General features: G+C 58.4%; 13 protein-coding genes. 4 read left to right on the forward strand and 9 right to left on the reverse strand.

Annotation, left to right across the window (positions count from 1 at the left end; genetic code table 11):
* Nucleotides 1-128: 128 nt before the first annotated feature.
* From FHT85_RS02660 to FHT85_RS02680, 5 genes are all read right to left on the reverse strand, one after another.
* Complete coding sequence (locus FHT85_RS02660; protein WP_112411629.1) at nt 129-1,502, reverse strand: DUF930 domain-containing protein; 1,374 nt, start codon at nt 1,500-1,502, stop codon at nt 129-131.
* Between the two features lie 236 nt (nt 1,503-1,738).
* The gene (locus tag FHT85_RS02665) at nt 1,739-2,539 is read right to left on the reverse strand and encodes an APH(3')-II family aminoglycoside O-phosphotransferase (RefSeq protein WP_112411627.1); all 801 of its coding nucleotides are present in this window, start codon (nt 2,537-2,539) and stop codon (nt 1,739-1,741) included.
* A 100-nt stretch (nt 2,540-2,639) separates the two neighbouring features.
* Nucleotides 2,640-4,700, reverse strand: coding sequence for an RNA polymerase sigma factor RpoD (rpoD, locus tag FHT85_RS02670; RefSeq protein ID WP_015340553.1), 2,061 nt, complete (start codon nt 4,698-4,700; stop codon nt 2,640-2,642).
* A gap of 449 nt (nt 4,701-5,149) precedes the next feature.
* Nucleotides 5,150-6,187, reverse strand: coding sequence for an L-threonine 3-dehydrogenase (gene tdh / locus FHT85_RS02675; protein ID WP_112411626.1), 1,038 nt, complete (start codon nt 6,185-6,187; stop codon nt 5,150-5,152).
* 21 nt (nt 6,188-6,208) lie between these two features.
* A complete protein-coding gene (locus FHT85_RS02680; protein ID WP_112334361.1) occupies nt 6,209-7,396 on the reverse strand; it encodes a glycine C-acetyltransferase in 1,188 nt (395 codons plus the stop codon).
* 261 nt (nt 7,397-7,657) lie between these two features.
* Here FHT85_RS02680 and FHT85_RS02685 point away from each other — a divergent pair, with 261 nt between their 5' ends.
* Complete coding sequence (locus FHT85_RS02685; RefSeq protein ID WP_112411625.1) at nt 7,658-8,428, forward strand: SDR family oxidoreductase; 771 nt, start codon at nt 7,658-7,660, stop codon at nt 8,426-8,428.
* Nucleotides 8,429-8,466: 38 nt separating this feature from the next.
* Here the strand turns inward: FHT85_RS02685 and recQ are convergent, their stop codons facing one another.
* Both recQ and dnaG read right to left on the reverse strand, forming a co-directional pair.
* Nucleotides 8,467-10,347, reverse strand: a complete 1,881-nt coding sequence (gene recQ / locus FHT85_RS02690; RefSeq protein ID WP_112411624.1) for a DNA helicase RecQ — start codon at nt 10,345-10,347, stop codon at nt 8,467-8,469.
* A gap of 7 nt (nt 10,348-10,354) precedes the next feature.
* Complete coding sequence (dnaG, locus tag FHT85_RS02695; RefSeq protein ID WP_112411623.1) at nt 10,355-12,340, reverse strand: DNA primase; 1,986 nt, start codon at nt 12,338-12,340, stop codon at nt 10,355-10,357.
* Nucleotides 12,341-12,908: 568 nt separating this feature from the next.
* Here dnaG and FHT85_RS02700 point away from each other — a divergent pair.
* Entirely contained in the window at nt 12,909-13,142 is a 234-nt protein-coding gene (locus FHT85_RS02700; protein WP_015340561.1) for a hypothetical protein, read from the forward strand.
* Between the two features lie 486 nt (nt 13,143-13,628).
* A complete protein-coding gene (locus FHT85_RS02705) occupies nt 13,629-14,399 on the forward strand; it encodes a hypothetical protein (RefSeq protein WP_246779866.1) in 771 nt (256 codons plus the stop codon).
* Here the strand turns inward: FHT85_RS02705 and FHT85_RS02710 are convergent.
* Nucleotides 14,374-14,826 carry a GatB/YqeY domain-containing protein gene (locus tag FHT85_RS02710; protein WP_183773954.1) on the reverse strand — a complete coding sequence of 151 codons (453 nt, stop codon included), beginning with the start codon at nt 14,824-14,826 and terminating at the stop codon, nt 14,374-14,376. The genes FHT85_RS02705 and FHT85_RS02710 overlap by 26 nt on opposite strands.
* Before the next feature lie 301 nt (nt 14,827-15,127).
* Between FHT85_RS02710 and carA the strand changes: the two genes are divergently transcribed.
* Nucleotides 15,128-16,336: a glutamine-hydrolyzing carbamoyl-phosphate synthase small subunit gene (gene carA / locus FHT85_RS02715; RefSeq protein WP_112334807.1), complete on the forward strand. Its 1,209-nt coding sequence runs from the start codon at nt 15,128-15,130 to the stop codon at nt 16,334-16,336.
* Nucleotides 16,337-16,451: 115 nt separating this feature from the next.
* On the opposite strand, the gene FHT85_RS02720 is transcribed toward carA, so the two are convergent.
* Nucleotides 16,452-17,024, reverse strand: coding sequence for an EVE domain-containing protein (locus FHT85_RS02720; RefSeq protein WP_112334355.1), 573 nt, complete (start codon nt 17,022-17,024; stop codon nt 16,452-16,454).
* Nucleotides 17,025-17,079: the final 55 nt, after the last annotated feature.

The raw sequence follows: 17,079 nt of genomic DNA on the forward strand, positions 1-17,079 counted from the left end.
TTCAGAAAAGTGCGATGGGAGGACACTGAATCAGGGAGATACAGGCAATTGTATGATGAAATGATCCCAATTTCGATTGGGTTGGGAATAAACTATTTTCTAGCCTGAAAGCATGATTGTCAGCTTCGTCAAAATACAGGCAAACCGAGCCTCTCAAGCTGATTTCTGGGGACACGTCCATCGTTCGTGTATGAGAAAGCCGTGACCTTCAAAGCGGCATCGTCAACTTTGCACCTGAAGGCAATTCTATACCAACCTTTCGAGGTCGGAACCGCTAACCCGTCCGCGGAGACACCAGTGTCACTTAGCATAGTAGGCGAGAATGCCGAATTGACATAATTTGGCGCGTTAAATTCATGCCCAAATTGAGCTAGAGCTTCACTGCGACAAAGATACGAAACGCGCTCTCTACGTGGCATCTTCTTCCAGGCATCATAATTGCTCTTCGACAGTCGAGCCATCTCGACCTCTGAATAAAGCTTTTTCGCGCGGACAGCCATCTTCGTCGCGTCTGATTTAGGCTGCGCTTCAGTTACCAAAGCAGCGCCCTCGGTCTGATCGCTCTGACTGCTCGAAGTGGTCTGACCTTGAGAAGCTTGCTGAGAGGGAGAAGGTTTTACCGCCGGAACGACAATCTGCGGCAGGTCTTTCGCTTCATTCTCGACCTGCTCAGAAGGCGCCCGCTGTTTCAGATCGGACGCCGCCGCCTGCCGCTGCTGCACCTGAAAATCCGAAGGCTCGTTGGTCGCAAGAACATCAGGCACCGATGATGAGGCCGTGTTGGTCGAATCGCTCGCCAGTGGCTTAGCCGCATTGACCGTCTGGTCCTTGGCATCAGCCTGCTGCTGGGCATCCTGCGCCTGTTGTATTGCTGGCGCTTGTGCAGCTGCCTGTTGCTCCGCCGCGGCATTGTTTGGTTGCGTTGGAGGCATATCGTTCCGCTGCTCCGAAGCGTCGGCCTGCTGTGTAGTGGTCGGATTCTTCTGATCGCCGTCCATGTCTGGAACAGGCACGTCTACGACAGGAGGTTTCTGCTCAGCCTTTTCGACCGGCTTCTCAGCACTGGGATCATCAGGTTTGGGCTCAGACTTCGCCTGCTCTACCGGCTTATCCGCCGTGGCCTCGTCAGGTTTTGATGCAGACTTCTCTGCCTGCTTCTTGCCGTTGGGATCGGATTGCTTCGGCGGCTGCTCGTCCGCTTTCTTTCCCTCGGGCTGCTGTGGCTCCTGTTGGGTTTCGGCCGTCTGCTCCGCCGGCTTCTCGTCAGGTTTCGGCGTCGGCTTCGGAGGCTGATCGGGCTTCTCGTTCGCCTTGGTCGCAAGCTCCTGCTTTTCCCCCTGCTGCGGCACCAACTCGACATTGACGCTCTGCTCGGGCTTCGCCTCGGGTGGCGCGGGAAATAGCGGCAGCAAAAAAATCGCGACAAACAGGACGTGCAGAAGGATCGACAGGACAAAGCCCGGCCTTATTTCCCTATCCCGTTTTTCCGCGACCTTTTCCATCGTTCAGCGGATGGCTCGCGACGAGAAAGCAATCAGGCGAAAACAATGCATCGATTCATTCGATCCTTATCGGCAAACAGATCAGAAGATTTTCCGGTCGCTGACATATGGTGCCCGACCACGCACCGCGAAAGAGGCATCGGTCGAAATCGAACTTGTCAGGCCTCTGCGCGATCCGCAATGGCGCAAAAACAAACCTGCGTGATCGCGCTTCGCCTAGACAGTCGCATGCCCGGTCAGAAGAACTCATCCAGTAGCTGATAGTATGCCATCTTTTCTTCTTGTGGCTGAAAATCGCCATATGCTTTCAAAAACTCCGCAACCAATTCCTCTCCGAAATTGTGCTCGATGCTGCCACAGGCAAGTGCAATATCCTGATGGCGATCAGCCACGCCGAGACGACCGCAATCGATATAGCCGCTGAACTTCGGGCCGTCGGCCATGAAATTCGGAAGGCAGGCATCTCCATGGGTGACGACAAGATCCTCCATTGACGGTCTCTTGGCCTGAAGTTCGCGGAAGAGATCTTCTGCCGATCTTCCAAGCCGGGCCTCATCGAAATCATCCTCATCGACGCGACCGGCAAGCAAGTGCGCCTTTGCCGTGCCGATTCTGTTCTCCAGCCGATGATCGAAGGGACAAGCGGCGATATCGATGGCATGCAATTGCCGCAACGCATCCGCCAAAAGCCGCACCCGCTCAAGCGGCTGCAACCACTCGGCGCTGACGAGATCGCTGCCGGGAAGAGCACCCATCAAAAGCCATTCGCGTTCACCGTCCGTCTCGTGGGCAATGATTTCAGGGCAGGCAAAACCCTGCGAGGCGAGCCATCGCAGCCTCGCAACTTCGCCGGCCAGCTCACCCAAGGGATCGGCCAGCTCGGTCTTGAGATAGACCGGCGCACGCCTATCGGCCTCAAGCCGGAAAACATGGGCCGAGGAACGCCCGAGCCCATCCTGTCGCCATTCGTACCCGGCCAGCAGATCGCGCAGTCGGACAGGAAGGGATGTCTCCATGAATTGCGGCTTGCTTGCCATAAGCGGCTCCTCAAATTTGATAGTGCCAATGAAAAGCCCGGCTCGCTTTCGCGAACCGGGCCTTATCTCATAAAACACCGATGTCGGCTTGCGCCAGACCTCAGCTGTCGAGGAAGCTTCTGAGCTTGCGGCTGCGGCTCGGATGCTTGAGCTTGCGCAGCGCCTTGGCTTCGATCTGACGGATACGTTCGCGCGTCACCGAGAACTGCTGGCCGACTTCTTCGAGCGTATGGTCGGTATTCATGCCGATGCCGAAGCGCATGCGCAGCACACGCTCTTCGCGCGGCGTCAGCGATGCCAAAACGCGGGTCGTCGTCTCACGCAGGTTCGCCTGAATGGCGGCGTCGATCGGCAGAAGCGCATTCTTGTCCTCGATGAAATCGCCGAGATGCGAATCTTCTTCGTCACCCACCGGGGTTTCGAGCGAGATCGGCTCCTTGGCGATCTTCAGAACCTTGCGCACCTTTTCGAGCGGCATGGCGAGCTTTTCGGCCAGTTCTTCCGGCGTCGGCTCGCGGCCGATTTCATGCAGCATCTGGCGCGACGTGCGAACGATCTTGTTGATCGTTTCGATCATGTGCACCGGAATACGAATGGTGCGTGCCTGGTCGGCGATCGAACGGGTGATCGCCTGACGAATCCACCAGGTGGCGTAGGTCGAGAACTTGTAGCCGCGGCGATATTCGAATTTATCGACCGCCTTCATCAGGCCGATATTGCCTTCCTGAATGAGGTCGAGGAACTGCAGGCCGCGGTTGGTGTACTTCTTGGCAATGGAAATGACGAGGCGCAGGTTGGCTTCGACCATTTCCTTCTTGGCGATGCGCGCTTCGCGCTCGCCCTTCTGAACCATGTGAACGATACGGCGGAATTCCGAGATCGAAATACCGGTTTCGGTCGCAAGGTTCTGAATTTCCTGGCGAATGTCGCGGATGGTCGTGTTTTCGCTCTTGGCGAATTCCTTCCAGCCACGGGCAGCCAGATTGCCAATGGACTTCATCCAATTCGGATCGAGCTCGGCGCCCTGATACTGCTCCAGGAAGCTGTCACGCTTGACGCCATAGGATTCGGCAAGGCGCAGCAGGCGGCCTTCGTTCTGAACAAGGCGCTTGTTGATATCGTAGAGCTGCTCGACGAGGGCGTCGATGCGGTTCTGGTTCAGCGACAGAGACTTGACCGACTTGACCAGCTCATCCTTGAGCTCCTTATAGCGGCGCTCCTGCGCCGAAGACAGCGTACCGGAAGCCGACAGGCGCTGCTCGACCTGCTGGTCCTGCAGCTTGCGCAGCTTCTTGTAGGTTTCAGCGATAATGTCGAGCGTCGTCATCACCTGCGGGCGAAGCTCGGCTTCCATCGCGGCGAGAGAGAGGTTGGATTCGTCCTCGTCCTCTTCCTCTTCCTCGATGGGCAGGCCTTCGCCGCCGACATTGGTGATGTCGTCGTCACCGGAAGGAGAGCGGCCGCGGCGTGCCTTTTCCTTCTCTTCGGCTGCCTTGCGGTCAGCCTCGATCTTCTCAGGGCTCTGGAACTGCGGCGCAGCCTTGGCCTCGGGACCGGAATAGGTGGTTTCGAGGTCGATGATCTCGCGCAGCAGCGTCGTGCCTTCGTTGAGTTCGTCGCGCCAGATAATCAGCGCCTGGAACGTCAACGGGCTCTCACAGAGGCCGCCGATCATGGTTTCGCGGCCAGCCTCGATGCGCTTGGCAATCGCGATTTCGCCTTCACGCGACAGAAGCTCGACGGAACCCATCTCGCGCAGATACATGCGCACCGGGTCGTCCGTACGGTCGGTCGGCTCTTTCTTCTTCGCGGTCGCAAGCGCGGAACCGGTGGAGGGGGCCAGTTCGCCGCCTTCACTTTCATCGTCGCCGCCGGCATCGTCGTCGTCGCTGGCAGCAGCGCCAGCCTCTTCGACATCTTCGTCTTCAATGACGTTGATGCCCATGTCCGAAAGCATGGCCATCGTGTCTTCGATCTGTTCGGACGTCACTTCCTCGGACGGCAGAACGGCATTGAGCTCGTCCATCGTCACGTAGCCGCGCTTCTTCGCGGCCTTGATCATCTTCTTGACCGCGTCGTCGGAAAGATCGAGAAGGGGGCCGTCGGAGGTGCCGTCGCGCTCGACTTCAGCTTCTTCGTTCTCTTTGACCTTTGTTGCCATTTTTATATCGTCGCTTTCCCTGACGCTGCAAACTTTCACGCGGTGAAACAATCACACTGGCTGGCGCGCCCTGCACCAGCCGCGACTCACCGACGAACACCTAACGGAATGACCTTTAATGCCCGATTAACCACGATCACCGCCACCGGATTGCAAAGCTGGATTGCGTTTGGATTTCCGGCCATGGTATTAGGTGATCCGCTTGATCCAGTTTACCGTTCTTTCCGAAGTTAAACGGTGATTCCCAGAATTTTAGTTCTCGTCAAGCTTTTCCAGCAAAAAAGCCCGTTAAATGCGCGAAAAAGCCTTATCCACAGGCTACGCACGCAGCAATTTATTGTTTCCCGTATTTAGGAAGTCCCCGCGCGATGACAAGAGCATCCTGAGCAAAGCCTCACATTTCCAGCATCGGCAGGTATTACCGAGGCCGGAAGTGTGACCGAATGGCATCAATTCCAGTCCATAACGACCTTGCCGGAATTGCCCGAGCGCATTGCTTCGAAGCCATCGCGGAAATCATCGATACCGATACGATGGGTGATGAGGGGCGATACATCGAGACCGCCTTGCACGAAGGCGATCATCTTGTACCAGGTCTCGAACATCTCACGGCCATAGATACCCTTCAGGTTCAGCATCTTGAAGATGACCTTGTTCCAGTCGATCTCGAAGCCGGCCGGCGCGATGCCGAGAATGGCGATCTTGCCGCCATTGTTCATCTTATCGATCATGTCGCGAAAGGCAGGAGCCGCACCCGACATTTCCAGCCCGACGTCAAAACCCTCGGTCATGCCGATGGATTTCATAACATCGGCGAGATTTTCCTTCGAGGCATCGACGACATGATCGATGCCGACCTTGCGGGCGAGCGCCAGCCGGATGGGATTGATATCGGTGATGACGACCTTGCGGGCGCCGGAGCGCTTGGCGACCATCGCACCCATGATGCCGATCGGCCCTGCGCCGGTCACCAGCACATCTTCACCGACCAGATCGAAGGAAAGCGCCGTATGCACGGCATTGCCAAAGGGGTCGAAGATCGCGGCGATTTCATCCGGGATATCGTCGGGGATCGGCACGACATTGGATTCGGGTATGCAGACGAACTCGCCGAAGGAGCCGGGGCGGTTGACGCCGACGCCGAGCGTGTTGCGGCAGAGATGGCCCCTGCCCGCCCGGCAGTTACGACATTTGCCGCAAACGATATGACCTTCGCCCGAGACGCGCTCGCCGACATGATATTTCGTCACGGCCGAACCAATCTCGGCGATCTCACCGCAGAATTCGTGGCCGACGACCATCGGTACGGGAATGGTCTTTTGCGCCCATTGATCCCAGTTCCAAATATGGACATCCGTGCCGCAGATAGCCGACTTTTTGACCCGAATCAGAACATCGTTCGGCCCAACCTCGGGAACTGGGACATGCTCCATCCACAGCCCGACTTCCGGCTTGGCTTTAACAAGCGCTTTCATCATGTTCGACATGATCGGTTCTCTCCAACCAATTCAAATGATTCCGAGTTCTTTTCCGGCTTCGGCAAAGGCTGCAATCGCCTTTTCGACATCGGCCTTCGAATGGGCGGCTGACATCTGCGTGCGGATGCGCGCCTGCCCCTTCGGCACCACGGGGAAGGAAAAGCCTATGACGTAGACGCCCTTCTGCAGCATGAGCGCCGCCATGTCCTGCGCGAGTTTTGCATCTCCGAGCATGACGGGAATGATGGGGTGATCGGCGCCGGCAAGCGTGAAGCCGAGCTTGGTCATCTCACGGCGGAAGAGTTCGGCATTGCCTTGAAGGCGTGCACGCAGGTCGGCACCGTTCTCGATCAGATCGAAGACCTTCAAGGAAGCAGCCGCGATGACGGGCGCCAATGTGTTCGAGAAGAGATACGGACGCGAGCGCTGCCGCAGCCATTCGACGATCTCGCCTCTCGCCGACGTATAGCCACCCGAGGCACCGCCGAGCGCCTTGCCGAGCGTGCCGGTGATGATGTCGATCCGGCCTTCGACGCCGCAATATTCGGCCGATCCCCGGCCATGCTCGCCGACGAAGCCGACCGCATGGCTGTCATCGACCATGACCATCGCGCCATATTTTTCCGCCAGATCGCAGACGCCGCCGAGGTTGGCGATGATGCCGTCCATCGAGAAGACGCCGTCCGTCGCGATCAGCTTGAAGCGGCTACCTTCCGCTTTCTTCAGCTCTTCTTCCAAAGCCGCCATGTCATTGTTGGCATAGCGGAAGCGCTTTGCCTTGGAGAGCCGCACGCCGTCGATGATCGAAGCATGGTTGAGCGCATCGGAGATGATGGCATCCTCCTCAGACAGCAGCGTCTCGAACAACCCGCCATTGGCATCGAAGCAGGACGAATAGAGGATCGTCGCCTCCATGCCGAGGAAAGCCGAAATCCGCGCCTCGAGCTGCTTGTGCTCTTCCTGCGTGCCGCAGATGAAGCGCACCGAGGCCATGCCGTAGCCATAGCGATCGAGCGCCGTCTTCGCGGCCTCGGCAAGCTCCTCGTTGTCAGCGAGACCGAGATAGTTGTTGGCACAGAAATTGAGGACGCGCGCGCCGCCAAGCACAGCGATTTCGCCAGCCTGCTTGGAGGTGATGACGCGCTCGGCTTTATAGAGGCCGGCTTCTTTCAGGCCGAGAAGTTCGTTGCGCAAATGGGATATGAACGCTGAAGTCATGGTCGCATTCCGATGCTGGTCAAAGGGCCTAATTAATCAAGGAATAACATAGGATCCGGCCTGTTGCTGCATCCGACAGCGGCAAAAATGCGCAACGCCGTGACGTCCGCGCGATAGGCGACGGTTTCGACAGGATCTGTCGAAGCAGAGGGAAATCACGCAACTTTCCAGCCAGGCCTCATTGCTGGTTATCGCAAAAATTACTTGACTCAGTCCAATATTTTGCAACAGATTGCGTTACTCTGAAAATAAGGGAGAGCCATGAGCATATTCCATAGATTCTCCCTCGCAGGACGGGTTGCCCTCATCACGGGAGGCGGACGCGGGCTCGGATTCGAAATGGCGAAGGCTCTCGCTGATGCCGGAGCACACGTCATAATCAATGGGCGGACCGCGGCGACGTTGGATACGGCGATTGGGATCATCCAGGCGAGAGGTGGCTCCGCCGAAACCGCGGCCTTCGACATTTCCGATCGCGACGCTCGGCATGCAACAATAAACGCCATCGAGAAAAATCACGGCCGGCTCGACATACTGATCAACAACGTCGGTGCCCGCGACAGGCGCCCGCTGGCCGACTTCGACGACGAGGCGATCATCGCCCTGCTCAACACGGATCTCGCCGCCTCGATCATGCTCTCCCGCGACGCCGCGCGCCTGATGAAACGAAATAATCACGGGCGGCTGATCTCGGTCACTTCGATCAGCGGACAGGTCGTCATGCCGGGTGACTGCGTCTATCCCGCCGCCAAGCAGGGTCTGACAGGTCTAATGCGTAGCATGGCTGTGGAATTTGGCCCTCACGGCATCACAAGCAACGCCATCGCGCCAGGCTGGTTCGCAACGGAAACCAACGCCGCCATGGTCGCGAACGAAGACCTGATCCCCATCGTGCGCCAACGCATCCCCGTTCAGCGCTGGGGACGTCCCGACGAGATTGCGGGCGCAGCACTTTTCCTCGCCAGCGATGCCGCTTCTTTCGTTAACGGCCACGTCCTGACCGTCGATGGCGGAATGACGGTGCGCATGTAGCGTGTCAGCAGGCGGGCTTCGATAATGGCATCAACACGTCACCGATTGGCGAACTCCGAAATCACGGTAAGGAACGCGTCTCCATAGCGGTCCAGCTTCGATTGCCCGACCCCCGATATCCCTAGAAGATCTCGGTGATTCCTGGGCCGTTCTGTCGCAAAGGCGATCAGCGTCGTATCCGGAAAAACGACGTAAGGCGGCACGCCCAACTCCTTGGCGATCCGGGTGCGCTCGGCCCGCAGCGCATCGAACAGTGCCTGTGCCTCGCCGAAAAGCCCGTGCGCCTGCTTCTCCGGTCGTCCCGCCTTCTTGCCGCGACGGCCCGTTTCGGGCCGATCCTTGCGGAAAAACACCTGCCGCTCGCGCTTGAAGACGGCCCTTGCCTGTTCCTGGAGCTTCATGGCACCGAAGGCCGTGTGGTCGATGCTGATAAAGCCGTTCGCCAATAATTGCCGGAAGATCGATTGCCAGGTGCGAGACGGAATATCCTTACCTGCGCCGAAAACCGGCATATCGATGTGGCCGAAACGCTCGGTCTTCTCATTGACCGTTCCCATCAGCACATCGATGACATGGCCGGTGCCGAAACGCTCGCCGGTGCGATAGACGGCGGCAAGCGCCTTGATGGCAGCTTCCGTTCCGTCCCAGGTCTCCACAGGCTTCAGGCAGGTATCGCAATTGCCGCAGCCGCCGCCATGTGCCTCGCCGAAATGCGAAAGGATCGACTGCCGCCGGCAGCCGGCCGTCTCGCAGATCGCGAGCAGCGCATTGAGCTTTGCCCGTTCTACCCGCTTGATTTCCTCGGACGCGCCGCCTTCGTCGATCATCCGCCCGCGCTGGATGACATCGGCCATGCCATAAGCCATCCAGACATTGGAGGGCAGCCCATCGCGCCCGGCGCGGCCAGTCTCCTGGTAATAGGCCTCCACCGATCCCGGCAGATCGAGATGGGCGACATAACGCACGTTCGGCTTGTCGATGCCCATACCGAAGGCAACCGTCGCTACGAGGCACAGGTCTTCCTCTTTCAAGAAGGCATCCTGATTGGCATCGCGAAGCGCTCGATCCATGCCGGCATGATAGGGAAGCGCGCGGATGCCCTGCCCATTCAGCCACTCCGCCGTGTCCTCGACCTTGGCACGGGAGAGGCAATAGACGATGCCGCTATCGCCCCGATGGCCCTCGAGAAAACGCAGCAATTGCTGGCGCGGCTGGTCGCGCTCGACAATCTCGTAAGTGATATTCGGACGATCGAAACTGGTGGTGAAGACCTTGGCACCGTCGAGAGCCAGCCGCTCGATAATGTCTTCGCGGGTATGGGGATCGGCCGTTGCCGTCAACGCGATGCGCGGAACACCAGGAAAAAGCTCGGCAAGCCGGCCGAGATCGCGATATTCCGGCCTGAAATCATGGCCCCATTGCGAGACGCAATGCGCCTCGTCGATCGCGAAAAGCGCGATCTTCGCCCGGCCGAGCATCTGGCAGAAGCCCTCAGTTACGATGCGTTCCGGGGTTACATAGAGCAGATCGAGCTTGCCTGCGGAAATGGCGCGATAGACATCGCTCGCTTCCTCGCGCGACAGGGACGAATTCAGGGCGGCGGCACGAATGTCGAGCTGCTTCATCGCCTCTACCTGATCCCGCATCAGCGCGATCAGCGGCGAGACGACGATGCCGATACCATCGCGGCAAAGCGCGGGAATCTGGAAGCACAGCGACTTGCCGGCACCGGTCGGAAACAGCACGACCGCGTCGCCGCCGGAGACGACATGCTCAATCACCTGCTGCTGCTTACCGCGAAAGGCGGAATAGCCATAGACACGTTTCAGCACATCGAGCGGCGCCGGCGCACGTGTGCCCTCACCAAACAATGCGTCGTCTACGGAAAATCGCGGCTCTTGTCGTTCAGGCTGAGGCATCTATTCCCTATTTTCCAGCGGCACCTTTAACGCGACCGGAGAGCACGCCGAAGCCATCGATGATCGCTTCCTGATTTTCCAGACGCAGCGCCTCGAGCTGTACTTCCTGCAAGGCGCGAATCAACGGCTCGATCGCTTCACCGTCGCCTTCTTCCGTCGCCTCGGCAATAGCGCCTTCCAGCTCGATCTTGTGCCAGCGCAATGCTTTCGAGCGCTTGTGGAGCGCAAGTGCTTGGCGATAGCCCTCGCGCGCATCCTCCATGGCGGCGGCCTCGGTGGCAGTCCACAGGCGGGCATTGCGAATCTGCTGTTCCAAGCTTTTCAGCAGGGCGCCGAAATCCTGTTCTTCCAATTGCTCGAGCAATCGCTCGCGCACGAGCTGAGGCCCAACCAGAGTTGCAGCCGCCCCGAGGACCGCAGACCAGAGCCGCTGCAGTTCGCGGCTGTCATAATCGATCGCGGCGATCTCGTCATATTCGTCCTGTAGCAGTGCCGGATGGTTGACGATGGTCAAAGCGAGCACGCTTTCGCGAAGGCTCGGAATATCCTGATGTCCCTTGATCATGGCGGAACGCTGCAAGCGATCGGATGCGGTCGTCGCCACCGCAGCCCCGGTACGCGCCTGTCCGCCACGACCTGCAAAGTTGCGGCTATTACCGTCGCGGGAAAAACCACGCCCCTGCTGGCCGCCCCGCTGGAACTGCGGCTGGAACAGCCCGTTCAGCCGCTCGCGCATATTTTGCTGATAATGGCGGCGCACATCTTCGTCGCCGATGACAGACACGATGCGCCGCAACCGTGCTTCCAGCTCCGCCCGCGCTTCCGGCGTCTCAAAGGTGCCGCTCCCGGCTTCCCTCGTCCAAATCAGGTCGGCCAGCGGCTTTGCCTGCGCCAGCACCTTGTCGAACGGTGCGCGCCCATCCTGCCGCACGAGATCGTCGGGATCCTTGCCATCGGGCAAGAGCGCAAAGCGTACGGTGCGGTTCGGTTTGATATGAGGCAGCGCCAGATCGGCGGCACGATTGGCGGCGCGGATGCCGGCGCCATCGCCATCGAAGCAGAGCACCGGCTCCGGCGCCATCTTCCAGAGGAGATCGAGCTGGCTCTCCGTCAGAGCCGTGCCGAGCGGCGCAACGGCATTCTCGACGCCGGCCTGATGCAGCGCGATGACATCCATATAACCTTCGACCGCGATAATGGTCCCGGCGCCATCGGCGCCCTGCGAAGCGCGGCGGGCGCGGGTGAAATTGTAGAGCACATTGCCCTTATGAAAGAGCTCGGTCTCGTTGGAGTTCAGATATTTCGCCGGCGCATCCGGCGACATGGCGCGGCCACCGAAGGCAATCACCTTCTCGCGCGAGGACAGGATCGGAAACATGATGCGGTCGCGGAAGCGGTCATAGGAGACCGGCACGTTCTCATGCACGACGAGGCCACAGGCCTCCATCTGCTCCTTCAGCACACCCTTGCTGGCAAGATGCTCCTTCAGGGCGTTGCGGCTATCGGGCGAATATCCCAAACGGAAGGTCTCGATCGTGCGGCCGCTGAGGCCGCGATCACGCAGATAGGCTCGCGCCCGTGCGCCATTGGCCGTCTGCAACTGATCCTGAAAGAACTGCGTCGCCATTTCCATGACGTCGAGCAGCGACGTGCGTTCCTTCTCCCTTTTCGCCTCCATCGGATCGGCAACGGGCATCGGAACGCCGGCCATGTCGGCGATCTGCTGCACGGCCTCCGGAAAGCTCAAGCCCTCCAATTCGGTCAGAAAGCGGAAATGGTCGCCTGTGACGCCACAGCCGAAGCAGTGATAGCGCCCTTTGCGATCCTCACAGTGGAAGCTCGGCGATTTCTCGCCATGAAAGGGGCAGCAGGCCCAGTAATCGCCGCGCGGCACATTGGTCTTGCGCCGATCCCACGTCACGCGACGACCGATCACGTCTGAAATCAAGACGCGGTCGCGAATCTCATCGAGAAACGTATTGGAAAATCGCATGGCTACCTCTGGCTCGCTCCATATAAACAGGAATACGGGGCATTGCCACGACCACCCGACCGCCTCCCACGCTATTCACAGCCCTTTGCAGGCGATTGCATTTTCGCCCCTCGATCACAACTCCGTGAACACGGCGGCACATTTATTCGTATTCGCCTCGAAATCCACGGCCGCGTTCGACAGGCCCGAAACGCCCAAAAACCGCTTCACCGTGACCGGAACTGGTAGAATTATGTCCATAGGAGTAACTATTTCGTCCGCAAAAATCTGCGAAAAAGCAAAGGCTTGCACAGCCTATGGTCGACAAATGCGAACAAGGGCGACGCCATGAACAATCAATGGCTGCAAAGCAATCGCGCCCGGGCGACACTCCTTGAAGGCACATTTGCGGCATGGTTCGTAAGCCAAACATTATTTTTTTGTAATTTGATTGTTGGTGTGCGTCGCAATAGCGTCCTTCTCACAGGGCGAGACAAGCCGGCGAAGGACTTCTTCGCGACGCGACATGCCGAGACGCCCTGACGAACCGAAGGCCACCAGGTACGGGCTTTCAGTTTAGGAGAGAAAAATGCGCGTTCTTATCGTACCCTTGGCAGCAGCAGCCATCTTTGCCACAGCTACTTATAGCTCGGCCACGATGACCGGCAGCGCCAGCGACAAGAACGTGCTCTATGCCGGTGCAGGATATCAGCTGCCGGCGGATATGAAAGTCCCTGCCCTTTCAGCAGGCGTAAAGATTCAAATGTCCGAACTGCCGCCGCAGGCATTGGCTTTGCCCCAGCAGATCAGGATTCTCCGATAAGTTCAGCAGATACTCAGGTGGGGCACCATCCCTACCCCCGGCGCCGCCCCACCTGAGTGCCTTTGCAAAAGACGTTTGATTTTTGGGCCCCACCCTGCGTCATCAAATGTCAGCAAAGCGCAAGAAGGCAGGAGCTCCCCCAGCTCCTGCCTTCTCTAATTTTGGCCATCTCCATTTCGCGACAGCACGAGTATTGAGCACACGCTGCGGAACATCTTTGGTTCCTCGCCGCGAATATCTTGACGCAATGATATCGATCGATATCCTTTATTATCTACGTATATGCGATCTTATTAATTATCTCGTCAGACAATTTGAAACTTAGTTCAGTTGATCGGAGACGGTTGCATGTCTTTGTCTACAAAGGAACTTACAAAAAACCCGAATTTTTTCCCAGAAATCCTCGATTATACACGAGAGATTATATCCACTTATGATCAGAATCAGCGCGTATGCTCCGTCTTTGCTTCACAGCAGCGCTGGCTGATGGCGCTTGCCGGCTTCGCCCTCTATTGCGGCGGCATCGACGGAGAACCGCCCGGCATCCATGCCAATCGTTTCGCCAACTATATTGTCGAGCATGAAATCGCCAGCCACAACACCGCGCTCAGCTTTATTCAGGAGATGCTTGCTCTCGGTTTCCTGCGCTACCTGCCCATAGCCAATGATCGGCGCGCTCGGCCGATGCAGCCCACCGAAGAGGCCGCAAAACAGCTTGCGCTCTGGCTGAGCATCCATCTTTCCGTGCTGGATCGGTTGGATGGCGGCAAGCGTAACGCCTCATTTGGCAAAAAACCGGAACTCATTGCCCTGCTGCAGCCCACGATCTCGGTTGGCATCATCGAAAACGGCAAGCTGCGCAATCCGGGAGAAACCTTCGACCTGTTTACCTGGGCAAACTCGGGCGGCATCATCATGGATTATCTGATCTCCCGCATCGGGACGATCAACACCGCGACAAAAAAAGCGATTATCGGGCCGGTGGCCTTTACCGATATCTGCAACCGCTTTCTGATCTCCAGAACAAACGCAAAGCGACTCATGAACAAGGCCATAAAGATGCAAAGCGTCGGGTGGACGGGATCGCCGGGGCGGAGCCAACTTTGGCTCTCGAGCGCCTTCGTCGAGGAGTATTGCAACTATCAGGCGGGGAAGCTCGCCATCATAGACGCCGCCTGGCAAAACACCCTCGGCACGCGGCCAATCCGCATGCCGAGCGCGAAACAGAATTTTACTTCAGCAGCTCCTTCAAGATAGCCGAAGCCTTGGCAAAATCCATCTGACCGGCATAGCGCTCGCGCAGGGCGGCCACGCACTTGCCCATATCCTTCAGGCCCTGCGCGCCAAGTTCCGCGACAATCGCAACGCAGATCTCGCGAACCTTCTCTTCGGAAAGCTGCTCCGGCATGAAACCCTGGATGACGGCGATTTCGTCGCGCTCTTTGTCAGCCAACTCCGGACGGCCGCCCTCGATGTAGATCTTCACCGATTCCTCACGCTGCTTGATCATCTTGGCGAGCAGCTGCAGAATCTCGTCTTCGCTCGCCTGTTCCTTGGCGAGACCGCGATTGGCGATGTCCTTGTCCTTGATGGCTGCAAGGATGAGACGGACGGTCGAAAGCCTCGCCGTGTCTTTGGCCTTCATGGCATCTTTCTGGGCGTTGGAAAGGGTTTCGCGGATCATGTCTTTAACTCCTTGAAGCAGGCCGGCGACGATCGTCCCGGCCACTTATGTCATGTTGCTGTCTCTTAAACCAACAGTGTCGATCAACGCAATTGCGCCCGAGAGCCCGAATTCCTTGGCGGGAAAGCAAAAGCGCGCATTGACCGGCTCGCCTTGTTTAGCTATGTCCATCACCTGCACATAAGATCGATAGGAAGATCTCAAGCCGCGACCTCTGTCGACGGCTGCACCTTGCTACAAACATGGCGGAACCGCCGGTCTCTTCAAGGCCGCGCCCGACGCCGGAAACGGGATGACGACTATGACCGCCACAGCCCCATGGACCACTGAAAAGCCGACTGCCCTCCTCGTTCTCGCGGATGGCACTGTGATCGAAGGCAAGGGTATCGGCGCGACCGGCAAGGTCCAGGCCGAAGTCTGCTTCAACACCGCGCTCACGGGTTATGAAGAGATCCTGACCGACCCCTCTTATCTCGGCCAGATCGTCACCTTCACCTTCCCCCATATCGGCAATGTCGGCACCAACGATGAAGACATCGAAGACCTGACGCCCGCCGCCCGTCACGGCGCCGTCGGCGTCATCTTCAAGGCCGATATCACCGACCCCTCGAACTACCGCGCCGCCAAGCACCTCGACCAGTGGCTGAAGGCGCGCGGCATCATCGGTCTCTGCGGCATCGACACGCGTGCGCTGACCGCCTGGATCCGCGAGAACGGCATGCCGAATGGCGTAATCGCTCACGATCCGAACGGCGTCTTCGACATCGAGCAGCTGAAGGCGGACGCCAAGGCCTGGAGCGGACTTGAAGGTCTTGATCTCGCCAAGGTCGCCTCTTCCGGCCAGTCCTCGCAATGGTCGCAGACACCCTGGGTCTGGAACGAAGGCTATGGCGAACTCGGCGCCGATGACGCCAAGTACCATGTCGTCTGCCTGGACTACGGCGTCAAGCGCAACATCCTGCGCCTCTTCGCCGGCCTCGATTGCAAGGTCACCGTCCTGCCGGCGACGGCTTCCACGAATGACGTCCTCGATCTCAAGCCGGATGGCATCTTTCTCTCGAACGGCCCCGGTGACCCGGCAGCGACCGGCGAATATGCCGTGCCCGTCATCAAGGATCTGCTGAAGACCGAAATCCCGCTCTTCGGTATCTGCCTCGGCCATCAGATGCTTGGCCTCGCCCTCGGAGCCAAGACTGCAAAGATGCATCAGGGCCATCACGGTGCCAACCATCCGGTCAAGGACCATACGACCGGCAAGGTCGAGATCGTCTCGATGAACCACGGCTTCGCAGTCGACTCGAAGTCGCTGCCTGAAGGCGTTGAGGAGACTCATATTTCGCTGTTCGATGGCAGCAATTGCGGTCTTCGCGTTTCCGGCAAGCCGGTCTTCTCCGTGCAGCATCACCCGGAAGCATCGCCCGGCCCACAGGACAGCCACTATCTCTTCCGCCGCTTCATCAACCTAGTGCGCGAAAAGAAGGGCGAAGAAGCCCTGGCCGAGCGCGCCTGATAAAGCCGACCATCTAATCGCATGAGAAAGCCTCGGATTGGTGCCAATCCGAGGCTTTCTTTTTGTGCGTCAACTTGGGAGGTCTCTCGGCACATATGTTCATGCTTGCCGAAGCTCAGGCTTGTAGGCGGCGCTGCTTGACCACTTCGAGCTCGCTCATCAGGATTTCTTCGAGGAACTCGAAATCCGACTGCCCGAATTCAACGAGACCGAATCTCAGCTTGTAGCCCCAATTCTTGTCCTGGGTGAAATCAAGCCAGCCCAGGAGAGGACGGAGCGGCTGTTCGGGCGCATCAAGCCAGTCCACATCCTTGCGATAGGCTTTTCCGCAACCCATCTCGGCAAGGTAAGGCTCACCCTCACGGACAAAACCGATGGCGGTGAAGCTCTGAAAGCCGTCCCTCTCGCCCATCTTCACTGAAGGGGAGTAGTAGACGATGCCATCGCCCGGCTTGATACGCTTCAAGGGGGCTCGCTTGCCGTGGTTCACCTGCATGAAGCCATGTTCGCGCCCAATGCGTACATGCTCGGCACTGGCCACGGCCAACCAGTAGGACTTCTGCTCCGGCTCCGGACGCCGGGACGACGTGTTGGCGTGTGGCAGGAGGCGTACGGCCGCCCCCCGATTGATCTGATCGTCCCGCGGGAAAAGCGCGGCATCACTAGGATTGCTTGCCTTGAAATTCATGGTCGTCTCCCGTCTCTGGTATGAGACAGATATAGACGATCATGCTGTCAATTTT

The sequence above is a fragment of the Rhizobium sp. BK312 genome, from assembly GCF_014193605.1.
In the GTDB taxonomy this organism is placed as follows: Bacteria; Pseudomonadota; Alphaproteobacteria; order Rhizobiales; family Rhizobiaceae; genus Rhizobium.